Below are 18,488 nucleotides of genomic sequence, written 5' to 3' on the forward strand. Positions count from 1 at the left end.
GGCATTAATTCTTCAAATTCTTTTTTTAATTTGTACCAAAACAGCGTAATTAGGTAAAGGAATTAGTCCCATAATAAATAAAAAACCGGAAAAGGGAGGCTGACAGAATGGCTTATGACATCATCAGCGATATACACGGATGTTATGACGAAATGATCGCGTTAATGCAAAAGCTCGGATATGAAGTGAAAGACGGAATGCCCGTCCATTCTGAAGACAGAACGCTTGTCTTTGCGGGGGATTTAACAGACAGAGGCCCCAAATCCGTAGATGTGATGCGTTTCGTGGCAAAAGCATATGAAAAAGGCATCGTCCGTTATGTCCCGGGAAATCATTGCAACAAACTGTATCGTTACTTAAAAGGAAACCCCGTAAAAGTGATGCACGGACTGGAAACGACGGCAGCCGAACTGAAAGAGCTGTCTCCCGCCGACAGAACGGAAGTCTCCAGACAATTTATCCGATTATATGAGTCAGCGCCGCTTTATGACATTTTACATAATGGCGATCTCGTTGTCGCCCACGCCGGCATAAAAGCTGACGATATCGGTAAATACTCGCGTAAGGTAAAAGAATTTGTGTTGTACGGCGATATCACGGGTGAAACGTATCCCGACGGCAGACCCGTCAGAAGAGACTGGGCCGCTGCCTATGAAGGTAAGGCATGGATTGTTTACGGCCATACCCCGGTAAAACGCCCCCGGATCGTCAACCGTACAATCAACATTGATACAGGATGCGTCTTCGGGAATCAGCTGACAGGCTTTCGCTTTCCGGAGCATGAAACCGTCTCTGTGGAAAGCTCAATGCCCTATGATGCTTCACGCTTTCGCGAGGATCAAGGCAGTCAGACATGAAAAAAAGCCCGAAACCGGTAAACGGTTCGGGCTTTACATATGTTCGATCAATGTTTTCATATCGTCAGGAACGGGAGCAAGAAAAACGAGCGTTTCTCCTGTTATGGGGTGTACGAATGAAAGCCGCTCACTGTGAAGCGCCTGCCGTGCAATTCCCTCGTTTTTTCCGCCGTACAGCGTATCACCGACTAACGGATGGCCGAGGTAACTCATGTGCACCCGGATTTGATGCGTCCGCCCCGTCTCAAGCCGCAACTGCGCAAGCGTAAACACACGTCCGGTTTTTTCTGTTTGAAAATGCGTTACCGCTTTTTGTCCCTCCGGCGTTACCATCCGCTCAATAATGCTGCCGGGTTTTCTGCCGATGGGCGCGTCCACCGTTCCTTCTTTCTGCTGCATGACGCCGTGTACGACAGCGAGATACCGCCTGCTGACAAGCCCCTTCTTCTGCGCTGCCGACAAAAGAGAATGAGCAAGCCGATGCTTGGCGATCAGCATCGCTCCCGACGTATCCCTGTCAAGACGGGTGACGAGATGAACCGTGGACTGTACGCCGCTTTTTAAGTAATGGCTGATCACTCCGTTAGCGATGCTTTCCGACGGGTGTTCCCGTGATGGAATTGAGGAAACAAACGGCTGTTTATTGACCACCAGCACATGGTCATCTTCATAAAGAATGTCAAGCGGAACCGGCTCAGGCAAAAGCGTTTCACTCACATGCTCCTTTGGAAATTCAATCCTAAGCACATCCCCTGCCGCTAATACGGCGCGGACGGTTACATGCTCTCCATTGACAAGAAGATCTCCCCCGCCGAATTTGATGTCAGCGAGAAGCCGTTTCGAAATGCCGAGCTGCGCCGTATATTCTTTTACCGTCATGCCGGCTTCCCGGGCTGAAATATTCTTTTGGATAAAAAAGTTGTTCAATCCGTTTCCTCTTTCTATTCGCCTTTTCCGATAAAGGAGTCCTGCACTCTTTTCCAAAACGGAAAAGGGCGGAATCTTGCAAATCTGACTTTTTCATTTGCCACCCGGCATAGAATAGATTTGACATCCTTATGCAGCAAGGTCAAATGATCAATTGTGACTTGGAAGTCGACGTCGTTTCTCGGTTTGATGACACAGTTATGATGATCGGGAAGCAAAAGCGGCGAACCGACAGTCCTGAACACTCTGTTGTTGATGGATGCCATTTCCGCGAGCTGAATCGCTCTGATGGAAGGATGGATGATCGCGCCGCCTAACGCTTTATTATAAGCCGTGCTTCCGGAAGGCGTTGACAGACATAAACCGTCTCCCCTGAACGTTTCAAACAGCTGGCCTTTAATTTCAACGTCAGCGACGAGACTGCCTTCTATGCTTTTGATTGTACATTCATTCAAAGCCAGATACCGTTCTTCACGCTCTTCATCATGATAAGTGACAACCACTTCAAGAAGGGGATATTCCACGGTATGATACGGCGTTTTGGCGATGGCAAGAACAAGCTTTTCTATCTCCTGCGGAACCCAATCGGCATAAAAACCCAAATGCCCCGTGTGAACCCCGACAAAAGCCGTTTTATCCAGACGGTCGCTGTATCTGTGGAATGCGTAGAGAAGCGTTCCGTCACCGCCGACGGAAATAACAATTTCCGGCTCTTTTTCATCCAAGGTCATATCAAAATCAAGTAAATACGCCTGTATTTTGCTTTTCAGTGTATCTGAAACTTCGTCTCCTTTTGAAGAAACGGCAAATTTCATGCCATTCCCCTCCTTTCTACTGGTGGCCTCCCGCTTTTTTCTTTCGTGAAAACGCGGCTTGGGCTTCCTGAATCTCTCCGCGGATTTCAGACATTTCTTCATCGAGACGGGATGCGGCTTCCGAGGCCCGCTGCAGCCTCAGCTTTACTTTTTCGGGAATGTTCCCGCTGTATTTGTAATTCAGTGAATGCTCAATGGTTGCCCAAAAGTTCATGGCAAGCGTCCGAATCTGTATCTCCACAAGAACATGCTTTTCTCCGGACGCAGTTTGTAAAGGATATAAAACGACAAGGTGGTAAGACCGGTATCCGCTCTCTTTATGCTCTGCTATGTAGTCCCTCTTGTCGACAACGGTAAAATCTTTTCTGGCAAACAGCATATTTTTGACGATCTGGATATCATCGACAAATTGGCACATAATACGCAGTCCTGCGATATCCTGCATCGTTTCAATCTGATGAAGCGGTATGCTTTTCCGTCTCGCTTTTTCAAGTATGCTTACCACCGGCTTCACGCGGCCTGTCACAAACTCAATCGGTGAGTGGTCATCTTCATACTCATAAAGGGTTCTGACGCCTTTCAGCTTCACCTTTAATTCCTCAACAGCCTGGCGGTATGGCGCTAGAAATTGCTCCCATTGTTTGTCATCCATCGTACATCCCCCAATTCCGAACCTGTTCTAAAGAAATACGTTTTTCACTTTTTCTTCCATATCTCCGTAGTTTGCATTATCTTTAATATTTTCAATAAGATAATCGAGTTCTTCATGCAGCCCTGAAAGTTCAACCGTTTTGCCGCCGGCCTCCAGCACCGCCGGTTTTCTTTTGTCAAAGGCCTCTTTCAGATCCGGCCATACATGTTCTTTTATAATGACATATTCAAAAGAGTCAGCTGTTTCAAGTATGTATACAAAAGCAAAGTGATCGGAATCAACAAGCATTTGACCTGAGGCTTTGCGTTCCGCTCCGCTTAAGTCCTCTCCGCACTTCAGGCGGAGCACGTCTTCTGTTAATGATGCATTTTGAATTTCAATTCTCTTTTGCATAATGTTCTCCTTTTTTAACAAAGTACAGCATTTATTTTATCATATCAAGGTCGATATTGATAAACGTAACCTCTAAAGAGATAATGGGAATTATACAATTTTTCGTCCTGAAAGGAAGACTGTCATGACCCAAGAAATAGAAATTGAATTCAAAAATCTGCTGACAAAATCAGAATTTCAGAAGCTAAGTGAAGCACTCGGCATGAAAAAAGATGATTTTAAGCAGCAAATCAATCATTACTTCGATACAAAAGATTTTTCTCTGAAACAAAAAAAATCAGCCCTCCGCATCCGTGAAAAAAACGGCGCGTTCGTCCTGACTTTAAAAGAGCCTGCCGCGGTCGGTCTGCTGGAAACGCACCAAGAGCTTGCAAAACAGCCTGACCTTGACAGCTTCAAGATCCCCGAAGGCCCCGTAAAACGGCAGCTGGACGGTCTCGGCATCCATTCAGAAGCCATTTGTTACTTCGGAACGCTGTCGACTGAACGCTCGGAAAAAGAATCAGAAAAAGGCTTAATCATTTTAGATCACAGCCGATATTTAGAGAAAGAAGACTTTGAATTGGAATTCGAGGCTGCTGACTGGGACGAAGGAAAACGGGCGTTTGAACAACTGCTCAAACAATTCGGCATCCCTCAGCGGGTCACTAAAAATAAAATCCAGCGTTTTTATGAACAGAAACAAAAAAAGGTGGAATGACACAGTGAATATAACGAATTGGGCGTCCCTTCTCCAGCTTCAATCAATGGCGCTGCAATCAATGTCTAATACAAGCACCGCTTCAAGCGGACAATCTGCAGAAAGCCCGCTTGCAAATTTCAGCGCGCTGCTCAGCCAATATACGGGCACAGCCGTCCGGCAGCAGCCGGAAGCGGGTATTTTAAACGGGGTGCGGACCGATCATACTTCATATTCACCGAGAATTCCGGTTTCAGTCAGTCCCGCGGCCGCTTCACAGACCGCTTCTTCCGGCATAAAACCTGCGCATACAGCTTCTGACATCAGCACCGGAAACTTTTCAATCGACAGCGCCATTCAAAAAGCGGCCGAAAAATACGGAGTCGACAAAAAGCTGATCCGTGCCGTTATTAAACAGGAATCAGGCTTTAATCCGAAAGCGGTCAGCGGTGCGGGGGCGATGGGACTGATGCAGCTCATGCCTTCCACGGCTGAATCACTCGGGGTGTCAAACCCGCTTGATCCCGTCCAGAACGCTGACGGCGGGACGAAATACTTAAAGCAGATGCTCACAAAATACGACGGAAATGTGTCTCTGGCGTTAGCCGCCTACAACGCAGGCCCCGGCAACGTAGATCAGTACGGAGGCATTCCGCCGTTTAAAGAAACACAGCAATATGTCAAAAACATCACCCAACAGTATTACGCGTAAACCAGAGAGGCTTCCTTCTCTGGTTTTTTTGCGGAGTAAATCTTACACATGAATGAAGGCGATGTGATATGATATGAAATACAAGCGCCTGACAGAAAGGCACTTTGTTTGTAGAAATAAAATGTTATTGCTAAAATATACAGTAACTGAAGATAGTAAAACTGAAAGATAATTTCGCAATAGGAATTATGATTCCTATTAGCCATATAAAAGGAGTAGTCAACATGGGACAATCGTTTAACGCACCATATGAAGCGATTGGAGAGGAACTTCTATCGCAACTTGTTGATACTTTTTATGAGCGTGTCTCGTCTCATCCCTTACTGAAGCCGATATTCCCAAGTGATTTGACTGAAACGGCCAGAAAACAAAAGCAATTTTTAACCCAGTATTTAGGCGGGCCTCCCCTATATACTGAAGAACATGGCCATCCCATGCTCAGAGCAAGGCATCTTCCCTTTCCGATTACGGCAGAAAGGGAAGATGCGTGGCTGAGCTGTATGAGCAGAGCGATGGATCATGTCGGGCTAGAGGGCGATATTCGTGAATTTCTGTACGGGCGTCTGGAATTAACGGCCAGACATATGGTAAACCAGTCAGAAGCGGAGGATCGATCATATTGACGAACTATCAGCATGAGCAATACTTCGCCCATTGCCACGGACATCCAAAAAAACCGCTGGAAATTTACATGTTTGTCGACCCTTTATGTCCTGAATGCTGGTCGCTGGAGCCCGCCATAAAAAAATTAAAAATCCGATACGGACGTTTTTTTACGCTGCGGATCATTGTTTCCGCGAGCATCACATCGCTGAATAAGCAAAAGCGCAAAAAACACCTTCTTGCCGAAGCTTGGGAAAAAATCGCGAACCGTTCCGGGATGCCGTGTGACGGAAGCCTTTGGCTTGAGCAGGATCAGCCCCTTTCATCACCTTATCTTGCGGCACTCGCTTTAAAAGCGGCCGAACTGCAGGGAAGAAAGGCCGGCATCCTGTTTCTCCGCAACATGCAGGAAAGCCTGTTTGTCTCAAAGCAGAATATTACAGATGAAGACGTTCTTTTAGAGATTGCCAAAAAGACGAAATTGGATGTCGAAGAATTTAAACGTGATCTCCATTCACAAAGCGCGGTAAAAGCGCTGCAGTGCGATATGAAAATCGCTGCGGAAATGGACGTAACTGTTAATCCGACATTGACGTTCTTTAACAGCCTGCATGATGATGAAGGGCTGAAAGTGCCCGGCAACTATTCTTATGAAGTATACGAAGAAATCTTATTCGAAATGCTCGGCGATGAACCGAAGCCTTCTGAAACGCCGCCTTTGGAATGTTTCATTGAATATTTTCGGTTTGTCGCATCGAAAGAAATTGCACTTGTTTATGATTTAAGCCTTGAAGAAGTTGAAAAAGAAATGAAAAAACTGGCGTTCGCCAAAAAGGTCGCCAGAGTGGATGCAAAGCATGGTCTGTTTTGGAAATCCTTAACCGGAACCAAAGAGGATGTCACCTGCTGCGATCATTAAAAAAAGCTGATTCCTAACGGAGCCGGCTTTTTTTGTGCAAATAAAGAAACCGCGCCGGGATAAGCGCGGTTTCATATGTCTTAACGACAACAAAGGGGATGGGAGAAATTTTTCACGGTCAAACAAAGGGGTAATGTTTGTTTGTGATCAATTTCACATCCTTATCATATCAAATCTTGTCGAGTTTTGACAACCCATAAGCTTAATGTTCATATTTTTGTCACAAAACATAACTGACTGCTTGTTTTCATAGAATATATCAATGTAAACAAGGAGGGACATACATGCTTCGCACCGTACTGACCATCGGAATGATTGTGTTTTTCTTCTTTTTAAATCTGCTGGCCATGATGCACATGCTGCCGATTTACATCACATCTCCCCTGCTGTTTCTGTCGATAATGTTTGCCCTGTACCGGCTGAATCACCGAAAAACGTTTAAAGGATTTTAAAAAGCCTGCGCATCTTCTGCACAGGCTTTTTCTATTATGAAGGGCTCACTTTCGAAAGGAGCTCTTCCATTTCATTCAGTTTCTCTTCAAACATTTTGCAGGCCGCCTCAATCGGTTCAGGCGATGTCATATCGACTCCCGCTTTTTTCAGTATGTCGATTGGGTATTCTGAGCTTCCCGCTTTTAAGAATTCGGTATAACGCTCAACCGCAGGCTTGCCTTCTTTTAAGATCTGGCTGCTCAGCGCTTGGGCCGCACTGTAGCCTGTCGCATATTGATACACATAATAATTGTAATAGAAATGCGGAATTCTTGACCATTCCAGGCTGATTTCTTTATCAATCACCATATTGTCTCCGAAATACTTTTTATTGAGATCATAATAAAGCTTGCTCAGCAGTTCAGGCGTCAGCGGCTCGCCTTCTTGCGCTTTCGTATGAATCAGATGCTCAAATTCAGCGAACATCGTCTGTCTGAAGACTGTGCCTCTGAAACCTTCAAGCATGTGGTTGAGCAGGTACAGACGCTGTTTTTCATCTTTTAAGCTGTTCAGCATGTATTCACCAAGCAGCGCTTCATTGGTCGTAGAGGCGACTTCAGCGACAAAAATGCTGTAGTTTCCGTACGGATACGGCTGATATTTTCTCGTATAGTAGCTGTGCACGGAATGGCCGAACTCGTGAACGAGCGTAAACAGATTGTTGACATTGTCATGCCAGTTCATCAAGATGTACGGATTCGTGCCGTATGTACCGGACGAATAAGCACCGCTGCGTTTTCCTTTGTTTTCGTATACATCGACCCAGCGGTTTTCAAGTCCTTCTTTTAAAATAGACGCGTATTCCTCGCCTAACGGAGCAAGCCCTTTGAGCATATAATCTTTTGCTTCCTCATATGTGACCTTCATTCCCGAATCTTTTACAAGCGGTGTGTACAGGTCATAAATATGGACTTCATCAAGGCCGAGCACCTTTTTCCGCAGATCAATGTAACGGTGTAATAACGGAAGGTGTTTATTGATCGTTTTGATCAGGTTATCATAAACTTCTTCAGGGATGCTGTTATTGGATAAAGCCGCTTCCCGTGCTGATTTGTATTTTTTCACGCGGGCATAGAAATTGTCTTTTTTCACAGTGCCGCTGAGTGTAGTCGCCATCGTGTTTTTATACTGTCCGTATGTTTTATATACGGCTTTAAAAGCGTTTTTACGGACTTCCCGATCGCTGCTTTCCAGAAAATTAATAAAGTTGCCGTGTGTGATTTGAGTTTCCTTGCCGTCTTCATCTTTAATCGACGGAAACGTAATATCAGCGTTATTTAACACACTGAATGTATTAGAAGGCGAAGACAGCGCTTCTGACGCTTCCGCAAGCAGGGCCTCTTCTCTTTCACTCAGCACGTGCGGACGCTGTTTTGTAATTTCTTCAATTGCATGGGAATAAAGCTTCAGCTCTTCTTTTTCCAGAATAAACTGATGCAGCTTGTCCTCCTGAATCGCCAGAATTTCCGGTTCAATATAAGCAGTCGCGCTGGCAGCCTGAGAATACAGACTTGCGGCTTTGTCGTTCAGCCCTTGGTAGAAAGAATTGCCCGTATCCTGGTCTGAACGCATATGCGCGTATGCATAAAGTTTCCCCAGACGGCTCGTCACTTCATCCTGTGCGGTAAGCGCCGCGTATAAATTATCGGCTGAATGAGCAAGCGTGCCTTTAAAGGAAGATAAATTCGGAATTAATTCTTTAACCGCTTGAAATTCTTTATTCCAGGCCTCATCACTAGGAAAAATATCCTCTAGTCTCCATGTATGCTCTGCCTTTACTTCACTTCTGTCAGGCAGCTGTGCTGCTTTATTTTCCTCAGTCATGGTGATCCCCCTCGTTTTCTTTACTTCAAGCCAATTGAAAAAACGATTGTTTCTCCAAAAACTTGTGTTGTGATTATCTTCCGGCTTTTCACTGCCTTTTGTCAAATCATATGCGGCATATAAGACCAAGCATACCAATAATCCAGTGAAAAAACGAAAACAAAATGCCCGTACGCCCTTCACATTCAGCCACCACCTTGACGTTAGGGTGAACGAAATGACGCATTCTCATTCCCCAAAAAAGAGCCGATCCCGCTGACGCAGCTCTTCAGCCGTTTGAGGACGCTTCTGTTGAGATGAGGGCATATATACTTCATTCTCAGTTTCCCTTAAAAAATCCTGCAAGCATAAGAAATCCGCATATTGTTTCACCGCCATTCCGATAAGATGTTCGTGAGAATCGTACCGCATCCGGATTTCCTGACGGCGGATGTTATGCCGTACATTTTGAATCATGCGGGATAATCGGATCGGTGCTCCTTTTTCAAAAAGCTCCGCAAGCCGCAAGTATAAATGGCCCTGCCACACGAAAACGGGACTTGCAAACACAAATCCCGCTGAAACGGGAATAAACACTTCAGAAGGCAGAAAAGGAAATGCAACCTGGTGTCTCTCGTAAAAAAGCCGCCGGATGAGACCGGCCTCCTCAGATAAAAACCGGCCGCTTTTTGTGCGGAAGCCGGCTACGGCGCGTCTCCAAGAGGAAAGTTTGACGCTGTGCCGCTCTTCCCGATGACAAATGTCTTTCAGGTTTGCTTTGTGAAGTGGGATCGTGGTTAAGCCGGCATAAGAATAGCCGGTGTAAAACGGGGTGATGGAATGCAGTTTGTAAAAGGAGCGGGCGTCGGGGCAGTAAAACATCAAGGCTGAAAATGAATTGACTTCAAAGAACTGCCAGTGATATGCAGAAAGCCGGAAAAAATGCGCAGCCAGCCGTTTCAGGCGTTTTGCCCCGATGATCCAGACCGGCTGGTATCCGGCGTTTTTCAGGCCTGCCGTCCGGCTCTTTAAAGAGTCTGCCGAAAGGTTCGCACATTGAAATTCAATAGCCAGCCTCTCTTTTCCATTTTCAGCGGTCAAGTCAGGCCGCTGACCTGCGGAAATCAGATACGGCTCTAGGCTGACGGTGCACCCTTGTGCCTTAAGCCAGAGAAAAAGCTGTCTTTTTCCTTCCAGATGGTATTCGCTTTCAGGCTCGGATTCTCCCGGACACAGCCTGCTTTTTTTATGGGCGAAATGCGGCAGTTTCTCCCGTCCCAGTTTGATATCAAGCTCACTTTTACACACGGGGCAGAACCAGCGTTTCTTTCTCAGCTCCGCCGCCTTTTCCTTTGAATAGTTTCCGGCCAGCTGAATGAGCCGGCCGTCGGCATTCACAGCACTGAACATGTTGCATCTTCTCCTTTCCTGAATCTTGATGTATTCAGCAGAAAGAAGGCATAATCCTGTTTGCGGGTGAGCGCCGTTATGGGATTTTCAGCCGTTTATCATGTCATTCAGAACAAAAAAAACCGATTTCTGCTGAGAGAAATCGGTTTTTTATGATGCAAAGTGTTTTTTTATCGTATATAACGCATGATCAGCGATCACCAATTTTCCGTATTCTTCAAGACGGTGAATGCTGACTGACGATTCGTGCGCGTACTCCAACAGGATGCTTAGCTGATTTTCAACCTCTTCATCAGTTTGCTCATAAAAATCTGCATATAAATAATATCGGTTTTCAAACGAATACAGGGTCGTTTTGATTCCGTTAAGATTCAATTTTGATAGCGAGATGAGATCCTCAAAATCATCGAACCGCAAAGTGAACTGAAGCTTTTGCTCCTTATCTTCCTGGCTCTCGGCCTGCTCTTCTTTCTGGAAATCATCAAGTAAAGCATCGAGATTTTCATCTGCCGGCTCTTGTTTTTTATCTTCCGGGATCGGCAGTTCGAGTTTTTGTCCGTCCTTGGAAAGCTGGGCTTTTGTTACGATTATTTCCAGTCCTTTGTCCAATGCCTGAACCTGAATCCAAAGAGGACCCTCGACAGCGAATTCCTCTTCATCATGAACTTCATCCATGACTTCCCAGAACAGTTCTTCACTGCGCTCGCGATTGTACCAGATTTCTTCTCTGTCAAAACCACGATCTTCAATATCACCATAAGACATATAAAATTTTACAGTATGCTCGTTAATTCTTTCTATTTCCATTTTGCCAACCTTCCCTTCTTTATAAGATGTTGAAGGGACATCTAAGCTCCCGATGAATAGTACTTTACTACACTTTACCCATTCCGTCCACATCTTAACCTTATAGAAGACAGCACAAATTCTGTATATTTCTATTTTATGATAAAACAGTTATAAAAGAAATAAAAAAGCATTTTCACGCCGAAAAACAGGCTTTCTCCCGGTTCCCATCATAAATGGCGCACTGCTTCATATATTAGCTGTACAAGCAACCGATCTATAAGCGAGGTGTTACCATGCCGAACGATTACCTGCTGTCCCTTCTGCTCATTATCGGAATTGATCTCATTCTCGGCGGTGACAATGCCGTCGTCATCGCGATGGCCAGCCGGAATCTGGCGCATAAACAAAGACAGCAAGCGATCCTCTTCGGAACGTTTATCGCAGTCGTCTTGAGAATCGTACTGACGAGCGCCGCGGTCTATTTATTGAATGTTCCTTTTTTACAATGCGCAGGCGGGGTGTTTTTATTGTATCTCGGCTATCAGCTTCTGATTGAGAAGAAAGATGCGCAGCATGTGAAAAGCAGTTCTTCCCTTTGGAAAGCCATCCGCACAATTGTTTTGGCTGATATCTTTATGTCTCTTGACAATGTCATCGCAGTAGCCGGCGCTTCTCACGGTGAGCTGACGCTTGTAGTGATAGGGCTTTTCATCTCGGTGCCGATTATCATTTGGGGCAGCAAGCTCGTTCATGCCGCTATGGAGAAAATGCCTTTACTGATGTACGCCGGAAGCGGCCTTCTCGCATTTACCGGCGGTGAAATGATTGCCGAGGACAGCAAGCTGTCTTTCTTCATGGCAGAACACGGCACTATACAGATGATGCTGCCGATTTTGACCGTCGCTTTTGTCATCCTCGCCAGTATGATTTATCAGCAGACTGAAAAATAATAAAAAGCCCAAAACGCGACGGTTTTGGGCTTTTTCCATGCTTATCGTAAGCTTATATCAGTTAGCCAGACGCTGTGCTTCTCTTAATTGGAAAGAACGTACTTTTCTAGGCAGGAATCGTCTGATTTCATCTTCGTTATAGCCGACTTGCAGACGTTTTTCATCAATGATGATCGGACGGCGGAGCAGTCCCGGATGCTCATTGATCAAAGTGTACAAGTCTTGAAGCGGCATTGATTCAACATTTACGTTCAGTTTCTGGAATACTTTAGAACGGGTAGAGATAATTTCATCCGTACCGTCTTCAGTCATACGCAGAATCTGCTTGATCTCATCAATTGATAACGGCTCAGAGAAAATGTTTCTTTCTTCAAACGGAATCTCGTGCTCCTCAAGCCAAGCTCTTGCTTTTCTGCATGACGTACAGCTAGGTGATGTGTATAATGTAACCATTAATCTTCACTCCTCTAATTAGTAGGATGAACATGTTTGTATTCTCAAATTGAAATGACTTTAAAAAAGGAATCTTTATAGGTATTATACTATAAAAAAGTAAGTATGAACAGTCTCCTGAGAAAAAAATGTGTCAATCCGGCAAATTTACGTTTTGCGGATTATTTCCCATTCTCAATTAGCTCAGCTGATCGAAAATGTTTTTTCGTTTGTTCTCCTCAATGACTTTGAGAACTTCATCCGTTTTTTCGTATGATTCTCCGTACCATTTTTCATCTTTATAAGTGTGAATGTTTTCATATGTCTGTTTCATCGCTTCAAACATTTCTTCTTCAGATTCCGTCTTAGGCGACCAGTACAGAATCTCCATTTTGTTCACTTCATTCGTAGCCAATGACCGGCGCCGATACCCGATTGACTGCGCGTGCTTGAAATGCTCTCTTTGATAAAAACGCAAGCGTTTCTGTGTGTCCGTGTCATCCTCGTCAACAGGCTCCACTTCAAGAAGAATCGGTTTGTTTTTCTTTTTCAGCCTGCCGATCAGCTTGCTTCCGAGACCTTGTCCTCTGGATTTCTTCGACACAAACAGGTAATCAATAAAGATGAAAGAGTCAAATTCCGCATACATCAGCACGTGGTACTGCCCTTCTTCTTTATGATAAACATCGCTTCGCTCCTTTAACAGAGCTTCCATATGCGCTTTTGATTTCATTTCTTCAATCGGAAAATATTCACTCAGCTTTTCGTACCAGTTCATTCATTTGCTCCTTATGGGTTCGTTGTCTTCACACTTTTAGATATACCCCATTTCCGATTGTTTAAACAATCTTACATCTATTAAGACGTGTGACCCTTTGACATGGTTTCAATTTTTTTAAAATGGTGTGTAATCGACATTTTTTGTATAACGGTTTGCCGCATCCCATAATAAAAATTCGTCAATTCCTTCATCATGCAGCGCTTTAATCTGGTCTTCCACCTGGCTTTTCCCGTACTTTTGATAATTTCCGCTGCCAAGATAAGAAGCCGTGAAGTCCTGAAGCCACGGGCGCGACACAGGCGGGTGTTTCAGCTTAGACAGTTTGTTATTTTCCACCTTCGCGTATTCTTTGACGACATTGTAAGGCTCAAGATCCGGTTTATCAATGCCGAAATAGCTTGTCCAATGGCTCGGATAAATCATGGATGAAATGACATCGACCTGTTCTGAAATTTTGCTGAAATTCTGGCCGATCCCAGGCGCTTCCGGCAGTGTGGCAGAATAGCCGAAAATATCAACCGACACATTTGCGCCATACGGCTTGAGTTTTCTCTTCGCATATCCGACAAAATCGGTGACGGCATGAACGCGTTTTTGCACATTGCTGTCTGCTGTTTTTCCGTAATCGCCGTGTCCGTATGTCAGTTCGCCATCACGTTTTTCGAATCCTTCAGGAAAACGGACATAATCAAACTGTATTTCCTGAAAACCCATTTTCGCAGCTTGTTTTGCAATCTTCACATTATAATCCCATACTTCTTTCATAAACGGATTGACGAACGATTCTCCGCGGCTGTTTTTCCAGACGCTTCCGTTTTTTTCTTTAAAGGACCACTCCGGCTTTTCGTTCGCGAGTTCGCTGTCTTTAAATACGACAATACGCGCGATCGGATAGATCTTTTTTTCTTCCAGCTTTTTCATCATCTTTTTTGGATTTTTGATGTACGGTTTGGCGATTTTGTCATACTCAGAATGACCGTCCGGTTTAAAGGTAAGATTTCCGTTGTCGTCCTTCACATCAATCACCATTGTGTTGAGCTCCGATTTGTCCACAAAGTCTGTCAGCTCCCCGAATTTACTCCCTCCCGCTGAATGTCCTGTGACGTAAATGCCCCGGACCTTATCAGGATGCGTAAAATGCAGCCCTGACGGATAAGCAAACCTCTCATTTGCTTTTGGCAGCTCTTTTTCAGTCAGCGCTATTTTTACAAGCGGCTGCTCTTCTTTTACAGCCGCCTGTGCCGGATAAGCGGCTGCACTGAAAAACAGTCCCGCCGCAAAGGCGCATAAAATGGTTTTCATACTGATCTCCCCCTTTTTTCCATTATAGGAAAACGGGAGCAGACTGAATAAACTTGGATGTGCGCGAAAAAAAATCCTCCAAGACTGAGTCTTGAAGGATGCTGCTTTTATAGATAGGTTTTAAATTCAGCTTCTGTGCACATCACAAAATGTCCTGGTTTTACTTCGCGAAATTCCATCTTTTCTCCGTCTTGGAGCTGATGAATTGACGGATCGTATTTCTTTCGCACGCGATTTCTTTCATAGTCCGGATCAGGAAGCGGGATAGCGGACAGCAATGATTTCGTGTAAGGGTGAAGCGGATTTTCGTAAAGCTCATCCGCCGGCGCAAGCTCCACCAGCTTCCCGAAATACATGACGCCGATGCGGTCGCTGATGTATTTGACCATTGATAAATCATGGGCGATAAACAGATAAGTGAGCCCTTTTTCTTGCTGCAATTCTTTCATTAAATTGACGACCTGCGCCTGAATGGAAACGTCAAGCGCCGAAATCGGTTCGTCCGCAATGATAAACTCCGGATCAACCGCCAATGCTCTGGCGATTCCGATACGCTGACGCTGCCCGCCCGAAAATTCATGCGGATAGCGGTTGGCGTGCTCTTTATTTAAACCGACCGTTTCCAGCAGTTCGTGAACCCGCTGCATCCGCTCTTTTTTCGTTTTGGCCAGGCGATGAATATCTATTCCCTCGGCAATAATGTCGGCGACTGTCATTCTCGGATTTAACGAAGCGTACGGGTCCTGGAAAATCATCTGCATTTTCCGGTTAAACTCCAGCAGCTTTTTGCGGGATTTTTTCCCGTGGACATTTTCCCCGTTAAAGAGAACTTCCCCGCCGGTTGCCTCATACAGCCGGATAATACTGCGGCCCGTCGTTGATTTACCGCAGCCCGATTCTCCGACAAGGCCGAGCGTTTCGCCTTTATAAATATCAAATGATAAATCATCTACGGCTTTTACCGTTCCTTTCGGCGTAAAAAAATGCTGTTGTAAATGTTTGATTTCAAGCAGTTTCTCAGTCATTTTTTTCACCTTCCTTCATCAAAACAGGCTGCTGATACGTATTCGGCAGCTGACGGATTTTAGCCTTCACCGCTTCTGGCGGCTCGACCTTAGGCGCATCAGGATGCAGAAGCCATGATTTTACAAAATGCGTGTCGGACACTTTATACATCGGAGGTTCCTGTTCAAAGTCAATTTTCATCGCATACGAGCTGCGGAGCGCAAATGCGTCCCCTATCGGAGGGTTTGTGAGATCAGGCGGCGTGCCCGGAATGGCCGTCAGTTTTTCCTGATCTGTGCTGTCCAGACTCGGCATTGAGGCAAGCAGTCCCCACGTATACGGATGGCGCGGATCATAAAAGATTTCATCCACCGTGCCCGATTCAACCACCTGGCCCGCGTACATGACGGCGACCCGATCGGCGACATTGGCGACAACGCCGAGATCGTGCGTGATGAAAATGATAGACGTATCAATTTTCTTTTGCAGATCTTTCATCAGCTCAAGGATTTGCGCCTGAATCGTCACATCAAGTGCTGTTGTCGGTTCATCGGCAATTAACAGCTTCGGATTTGCCGCAAGCGCCATCGCGATGACGACGCGCTGTCTCATACCGCCTGAAAATTCATGCGGGAATTGGCCGACCCGTTTTTCAGGCATCGGGATTCCGACGAGATCAAGCAGCTCTATGGCGCGTTTTTTCGCCGCTTCTTTTGAGATTTTTTCATGTTTGAAAAGCACTTCCGTAATTTGTTTGCCGACTTTCATCGTCGGGTTCAGAGAGGTCATCGGATCTTGGAAAATCATTCCGATTTCCCTTCCCCTGATGGCCTGCATTTCTTTTTCGGACATCGGCACGATATCGCGCCCGTCAAAAAGAATCTGTCCTCTTTTAAAATAGCCCGGAGGCATCGGGATCAGCTTCATAATCGCCTGAGATGTCACACTTTTTCCGGAACCTGACTCCCCTACGATCGCCAGCGTCTCTCCTTTATTCAAATGGAAATTCACGCCGCGGATTGCCTGTACCTCTCCGCCGTATGTTTTAAATGAAATGGCTAAGTCTTTTACTTCTAGCAAGCGTGTCACTCATATCACTCCTTATTTGCGTAACTTAGGATCCAGCGCGTCTCTTAACCCGTCGCCGACAACGTTAAAGCCGAACATCGCCAGGCAGATAAATCCTGCAGGGAAGAACAGACGCCAAGGGTAATAGGTTAATGCAGGCAAGCCGTCTGAGGCCATCGTCCCCCAGCTCGCAAGCGGCGCAGGTACGCCAAGCCCCAAATAACTTAAAAACGCTTCTGTAAAAATCGCCGTCGGAACCGTGAGTGTCATCGTTACAAGTATAGATCCCATCGCATTCGGGACAATATGCTTAAACAAAAGCCGGCCGGTTTTGGCACCGAGTGTCTGTGAAGCAAGCACATACTCCTGATTCTTTAATTGCAGCACCTGTCCGCGGACGATTCTCGCCATATTGATCCAGCCCGTGATCGTCATGGCGACGATAATGGTCAGCAACCCTTTCGGCAGAACAACCATCAGCAAAATCACCATTAATAATGAAGGAACAGCCCACAGAATGTCGGCGATGCGCATCATCACTTCATCTGTGCGTCCGCCGCGGAATCCGGAAATGCTGCCCCAGATTACGCCGATTAATAAATCAAGCACGGCAGCTGCGACCCCGATAAAGATGGAAATCCGCGCGCCCACCCATGTCCGGACAAATATGTCCCTTCCAAGGTCATCCGTGCCGAACCAATGATCTTTCGACGGTGCTTTATCAGCATTTAATAGATTGGTAGTCGCATAATCATATTTTGAAAAAATAGGAGCAAAAATCGCCATAAGAATAATAAGAACGATCAGTACCAACCCGACCATCGCAAGCTTATTGCTGCGGAAGCGGAGCATGGCGTCTTTCCAGAGGGAAAGGCTTTTTTTACTTATTTTTTCGGCATCGCCGGCATTAGCTGAAGCTGGTTCAAACATATTTTTAGGAATGTTCTGCATGGTCTAGGCTCCTTTCTTTGCTTTAGAAAGCTTGATTCTCGGATCGATTAATCCGTACAGCACATCTACAATCAATACGCATAAAAGCAGGATCACACTGAAGAACACGGTAACTCCCATAATGACCGTATAATCACGGTTTGTAATGCTGTTTACAAAATGCGCGCCTAAACCGGGGATTCCGAAAATCGATTCAATGATGAAACTTCCTGTTAAAATGGATGCCGCCATCGGCCCCATATATGTCACGACGGGCAAAAGCGCGTTTCGAAGCGCATGGCGCACGGTGACTGACGGCCGGGAAAGGCCTTTTGCTTTTGCAGTCCGTATGTAATCGCTGTTTAACACTTCAATCATGCTTGAACGGGAGAGTCTGGCAATGAACGCCATCGGCATGGAAGCGAGCGCAATGGAGGGCAGAAAGGTGTATGCCCAGGATTCCCACCCCGCGACCGGGAACAGTTCTAATTTAATGGAGAAAATATATTGCAAAATCGTCGCCAATATAAAACTCGGAACTGAGATCCCAAAGATCGTTAAAATCGCAATGGTATAATCCTGCCATTTATTATGGTACAGGGCAGCCAGCACCCCGAAAAGCACACCAAACGCTAATGCGAGGAGAATTGCTTCTGCACCGAGAGTGAATGAGACGGGGAAGCCGGAATTGATTAAATCATTAACACTTTGGCCTTTATATTTAAAAGAAGGCCCAAAGTCCCACATCGCTACAGATTTTAAGTAGCTGACATATTGAACGAAAAGAGGCTTGTCCAGGCCATAGTGTTCGTTTAAGTTTGCTTCAATTTCAGGCGTCAGCTTTCTTTCGCCGGAAAATGGTCCGCCCGGGGCTGCCTGCATTAAGAAGAAAGTGGCGGTGACAATCACAAACAGCGTGATGATCATGTAAATGAATCGTTTACCGATGTATTTCAGCAAGGTGAACAC

Annotated in this window: 21 protein-coding genes; 7 read left to right on the plus strand and 14 right to left on the minus strand. The window is 45.6% G+C overall.

Annotated elements, in window-relative coordinates:
• Positions 1-107: 107 nt before the first annotated feature.
• Complete coding sequence (gene prpE / locus ACQE26_RS17980) at positions 108-857, plus strand: bis(5'-nucleosyl)-tetraphosphatase PrpE (RefSeq protein WP_045925339.1); 750 nt, start codon at positions 108-110, stop codon at positions 855-857.
• 33 nt (positions 858-890) lie between these two features.
• Here prpE and ACQE26_RS17985 read toward each other — a convergent pair whose 3' ends face one another.
• From ACQE26_RS17985 to ACQE26_RS18000, 4 genes are read right to left on the minus strand one after another with little or no spacing between them, the layout of a single operon-like run.
• Entirely contained in the window at positions 891-1,784 is an 894-nt protein-coding gene (locus ACQE26_RS17985; protein WP_500470213.1) for an RluA family pseudouridine synthase, read from the minus strand.
• Positions 1,785-1,798: 14 nt separating this feature from the next.
• Positions 1,799-2,599, minus strand: a complete 801-nt coding sequence (locus tag ACQE26_RS17990; RefSeq protein ID WP_047477853.1) for an NAD kinase — start codon at positions 2,597-2,599, stop codon at positions 1,799-1,801.
• A gap of 16 nt (positions 2,600-2,615) precedes the next feature.
• A complete protein-coding gene (yjbM, locus tag ACQE26_RS17995) occupies positions 2,616-3,251 on the minus strand; it encodes a GTP diphosphokinase (protein WP_016938218.1) in 636 nt (211 codons plus the stop codon).
• A gap of 27 nt (positions 3,252-3,278) precedes the next feature.
• Positions 3,279-3,644, minus strand: a complete 366-nt coding sequence (locus tag ACQE26_RS18000; protein ID WP_500470214.1) for a UPF0738 family protein — start codon at positions 3,642-3,644, stop codon at positions 3,279-3,281.
• Positions 3,645-3,768: 124 nt separating this feature from the next.
• Between ACQE26_RS18000 and ACQE26_RS18005 the strand changes: the two genes are divergently transcribed.
• The 5 genes from ACQE26_RS18005 (at position 3,769) to ACQE26_RS18025 (ending at position 7,009) form a co-directional block, all read left to right on the plus strand.
• On the plus strand, positions 3,769-4,344 hold the full coding sequence (locus ACQE26_RS18005; RefSeq protein ID WP_438421610.1) for a CYTH domain-containing protein: 576 nt from the start codon (positions 3,769-3,771) through the stop codon (positions 4,342-4,344).
• A 4-nt stretch (positions 4,345-4,348) separates the two neighbouring features.
• Positions 4,349-5,035: a lytic transglycosylase domain-containing protein gene (locus ACQE26_RS18010; RefSeq protein WP_500470215.1), complete on the plus strand. Its 687-nt coding sequence runs from the start codon at positions 4,349-4,351 to the stop codon at positions 5,033-5,035.
• Between the two features lie 224 nt (positions 5,036-5,259).
• Positions 5,260-5,658, plus strand: coding sequence for a globin domain-containing protein (locus ACQE26_RS18015; RefSeq protein WP_500470216.1), 399 nt, complete (start codon positions 5,260-5,262; stop codon positions 5,656-5,658).
• Positions 5,655-6,557 carry a protease adaptor protein SpxH gene (gene spxH / locus ACQE26_RS18020; RefSeq protein ID WP_198698690.1) on the plus strand — a complete coding sequence of 301 codons (903 nt, stop codon included), beginning with the start codon at positions 5,655-5,657 and terminating at the stop codon, positions 6,555-6,557. The genes ACQE26_RS18015 and spxH overlap by 4 nt, the downstream gene beginning before the upstream one ends.
• Before the next feature lie 284 nt (positions 6,558-6,841).
• Positions 6,842-7,009 (plus strand): hypothetical protein, encoded by a 168-nt coding sequence (locus ACQE26_RS18025; protein ID WP_500470217.1) that lies wholly within the window; start codon positions 6,842-6,844, stop codon positions 7,007-7,009.
• A 34-nt stretch (positions 7,010-7,043) separates the two neighbouring features.
• Here ACQE26_RS18025 and pepF read toward each other — a convergent pair whose 3' ends face one another.
• From pepF to mecA, 3 genes are all read right to left on the minus strand, one after another.
• A complete protein-coding gene (gene pepF, locus ACQE26_RS18030) occupies positions 7,044-8,873 on the minus strand; it encodes an oligoendopeptidase F (protein WP_500470218.1) in 1,830 nt (609 codons plus the stop codon).
• 228 nt (positions 8,874-9,101) lie between these two features.
• Positions 9,102-10,262 carry a competence protein CoiA family protein gene (locus ACQE26_RS18035; protein WP_500470219.1) on the minus strand — a complete coding sequence of 387 codons (1,161 nt, stop codon included), beginning with the start codon at positions 10,260-10,262 and terminating at the stop codon, positions 9,102-9,104.
• Positions 10,263-10,412: 150 nt separating this feature from the next.
• Positions 10,413-11,069 carry an adaptor protein MecA gene (gene mecA, locus ACQE26_RS18040; protein WP_060963084.1) on the minus strand — a complete coding sequence of 219 codons (657 nt, stop codon included), beginning with the start codon at positions 11,067-11,069 and terminating at the stop codon, positions 10,413-10,415.
• A gap of 275 nt (positions 11,070-11,344) precedes the next feature.
• Here mecA and ACQE26_RS18045 point away from each other — a divergent pair, with 275 nt between their 5' ends.
• Positions 11,345-12,001, plus strand: a complete 657-nt coding sequence (locus ACQE26_RS18045) for a TerC family protein (RefSeq protein ID WP_500470220.1) — start codon at positions 11,345-11,347, stop codon at positions 11,999-12,001.
• 57 nt (positions 12,002-12,058) lie between these two features.
• Here the strand turns inward: ACQE26_RS18045 and spx are convergent, their stop codons facing one another.
• The 7 genes from spx to ACQE26_RS18080 form a co-directional block, all read right to left on the minus strand.
• A complete protein-coding gene (spx, locus tag ACQE26_RS18050; protein ID WP_003327578.1) occupies positions 12,059-12,454 on the minus strand; it encodes a transcriptional regulator Spx in 396 nt (131 codons plus the stop codon).
• A gap of 178 nt (positions 12,455-12,632) precedes the next feature.
• Complete coding sequence (locus ACQE26_RS18055; protein WP_045925331.1) at positions 12,633-13,211, minus strand: GNAT family N-acetyltransferase; 579 nt, start codon at positions 13,209-13,211, stop codon at positions 12,633-12,635.
• A 117-nt stretch (positions 13,212-13,328) separates the two neighbouring features.
• Positions 13,329-14,516, minus strand: coding sequence for a putative glycoside hydrolase (locus tag ACQE26_RS18060; RefSeq protein WP_500470221.1), 1,188 nt, complete (start codon positions 14,514-14,516; stop codon positions 13,329-13,331).
• A gap of 107 nt (positions 14,517-14,623) precedes the next feature.
• Positions 14,624-15,541, minus strand: coding sequence for an oligopeptide ABC transporter ATP-binding protein OppF (gene oppF, locus ACQE26_RS18065; protein WP_016938232.1), 918 nt, complete (start codon positions 15,539-15,541; stop codon positions 14,624-14,626).
• The gene (locus ACQE26_RS18070) at positions 15,534-16,610 is read right to left on the minus strand and encodes an ABC transporter ATP-binding protein (RefSeq protein WP_060963088.1); all 1,077 of its coding nucleotides are present in this window, start codon (positions 16,608-16,610) and stop codon (positions 15,534-15,536) included. The genes oppF and ACQE26_RS18070 overlap by 8 nt, the downstream gene beginning before the upstream one ends.
• 12 nt (positions 16,611-16,622) lie before the next feature.
• A complete protein-coding gene (oppC, locus tag ACQE26_RS18075; protein WP_049628257.1) occupies positions 16,623-17,540 on the minus strand; it encodes an oligopeptide ABC transporter permease OppC in 918 nt (305 codons plus the stop codon).
• 3 nt (positions 17,541-17,543) lie between these two features.
• Positions 17,544-18,479 (minus strand): ABC transporter permease, encoded by a 936-nt coding sequence (locus tag ACQE26_RS18080; protein WP_016938235.1) that lies wholly within the window; start codon positions 18,477-18,479, stop codon positions 17,544-17,546.
• Positions 18,480-18,488: the final 9 nt, after the last annotated feature.

The sequence above is a fragment of the Bacillus sp. 5RYD7K genome, from assembly GCF_059831465.1.

Bases quoted from the DNA above. Each gene is read 5' to 3' on its own strand.
- prpE (WP_045925339.1), top strand. From the start codon at position 108: ATGGCTTATGACATCATCAGCGATATACACGGATGTTATGACGAAATG.
- ACQE26_RS17990 (WP_047477853.1), bottom strand. From the start codon at position 2,599: ATGAAATTTGCCGTTTCTTCAAAAGGAGACGAAGTTTCAGATACACTG.
- yjbM (WP_016938218.1), bottom strand. From the start codon at position 3,251: ATGGATGACAAACAATGGGAGCAATTTCTAGCGCCATACCGCCAGGCT.
- ACQE26_RS18000 (WP_500470214.1), bottom strand. From the start codon at position 3,644: ATGCAAAAGAGAATTGAAATTCAAAATGCATCATTAACAGAAGACGTG.
- ACQE26_RS18005 (WP_438421610.1), top strand. From the start codon at position 3,769: ATGACCCAAGAAATAGAAATTGAATTCAAAAATCTGCTGACAAAATCA.
- ACQE26_RS18015 (WP_500470216.1), top strand. From the start codon at position 5,260: ATGGGACAATCGTTTAACGCACCATATGAAGCGATTGGAGAGGAACTT.
- ACQE26_RS18025 (WP_500470217.1), top strand. From the start codon at position 6,842: ATGCTTCGCACCGTACTGACCATCGGAATGATTGTGTTTTTCTTCTTT.
- pepF (WP_500470218.1), bottom strand. From the start codon at position 8,873: ATGACTGAGGAAAATAAAGCAGCACAGCTGCCTGACAGAAGTGAAGTA.
- ACQE26_RS18035 (WP_500470219.1), bottom strand. From the start codon at position 10,262: ATGTTCAGTGCTGTGAATGCCGACGGCCGGCTCATTCAGCTGGCCGGA.
- mecA (WP_060963084.1), bottom strand. From the start codon at position 11,069: ATGGAAATAGAAAGAATTAACGAGCATACTGTAAAATTTTATATGTCT.
- ACQE26_RS18045 (WP_500470220.1), top strand. From the start codon at position 11,345: ATGCCGAACGATTACCTGCTGTCCCTTCTGCTCATTATCGGAATTGAT.
- spx (WP_003327578.1), bottom strand. From the start codon at position 12,454: ATGGTTACATTATACACATCACCTAGCTGTACGTCATGCAGAAAAGCA.
- ACQE26_RS18055 (WP_045925331.1), bottom strand. From the start codon at position 13,211: ATGAACTGGTACGAAAAGCTGAGTGAATATTTTCCGATTGAAGAAATG.
- ACQE26_RS18060 (WP_500470221.1), bottom strand. From the start codon at position 14,516: ATGAAAACCATTTTATGCGCCTTTGCGGCGGGACTGTTTTTCAGTGCA.
- oppF (WP_016938232.1), bottom strand. From the start codon at position 15,541: ATGACTGAGAAACTGCTTGAAATCAAACATTTACAACAGCATTTTTTT.
- oppC (WP_049628257.1), bottom strand. From the start codon at position 17,540: ATGCAGAACATTCCTAAAAATATGTTTGAACCAGCTTCAGCTAATGCC.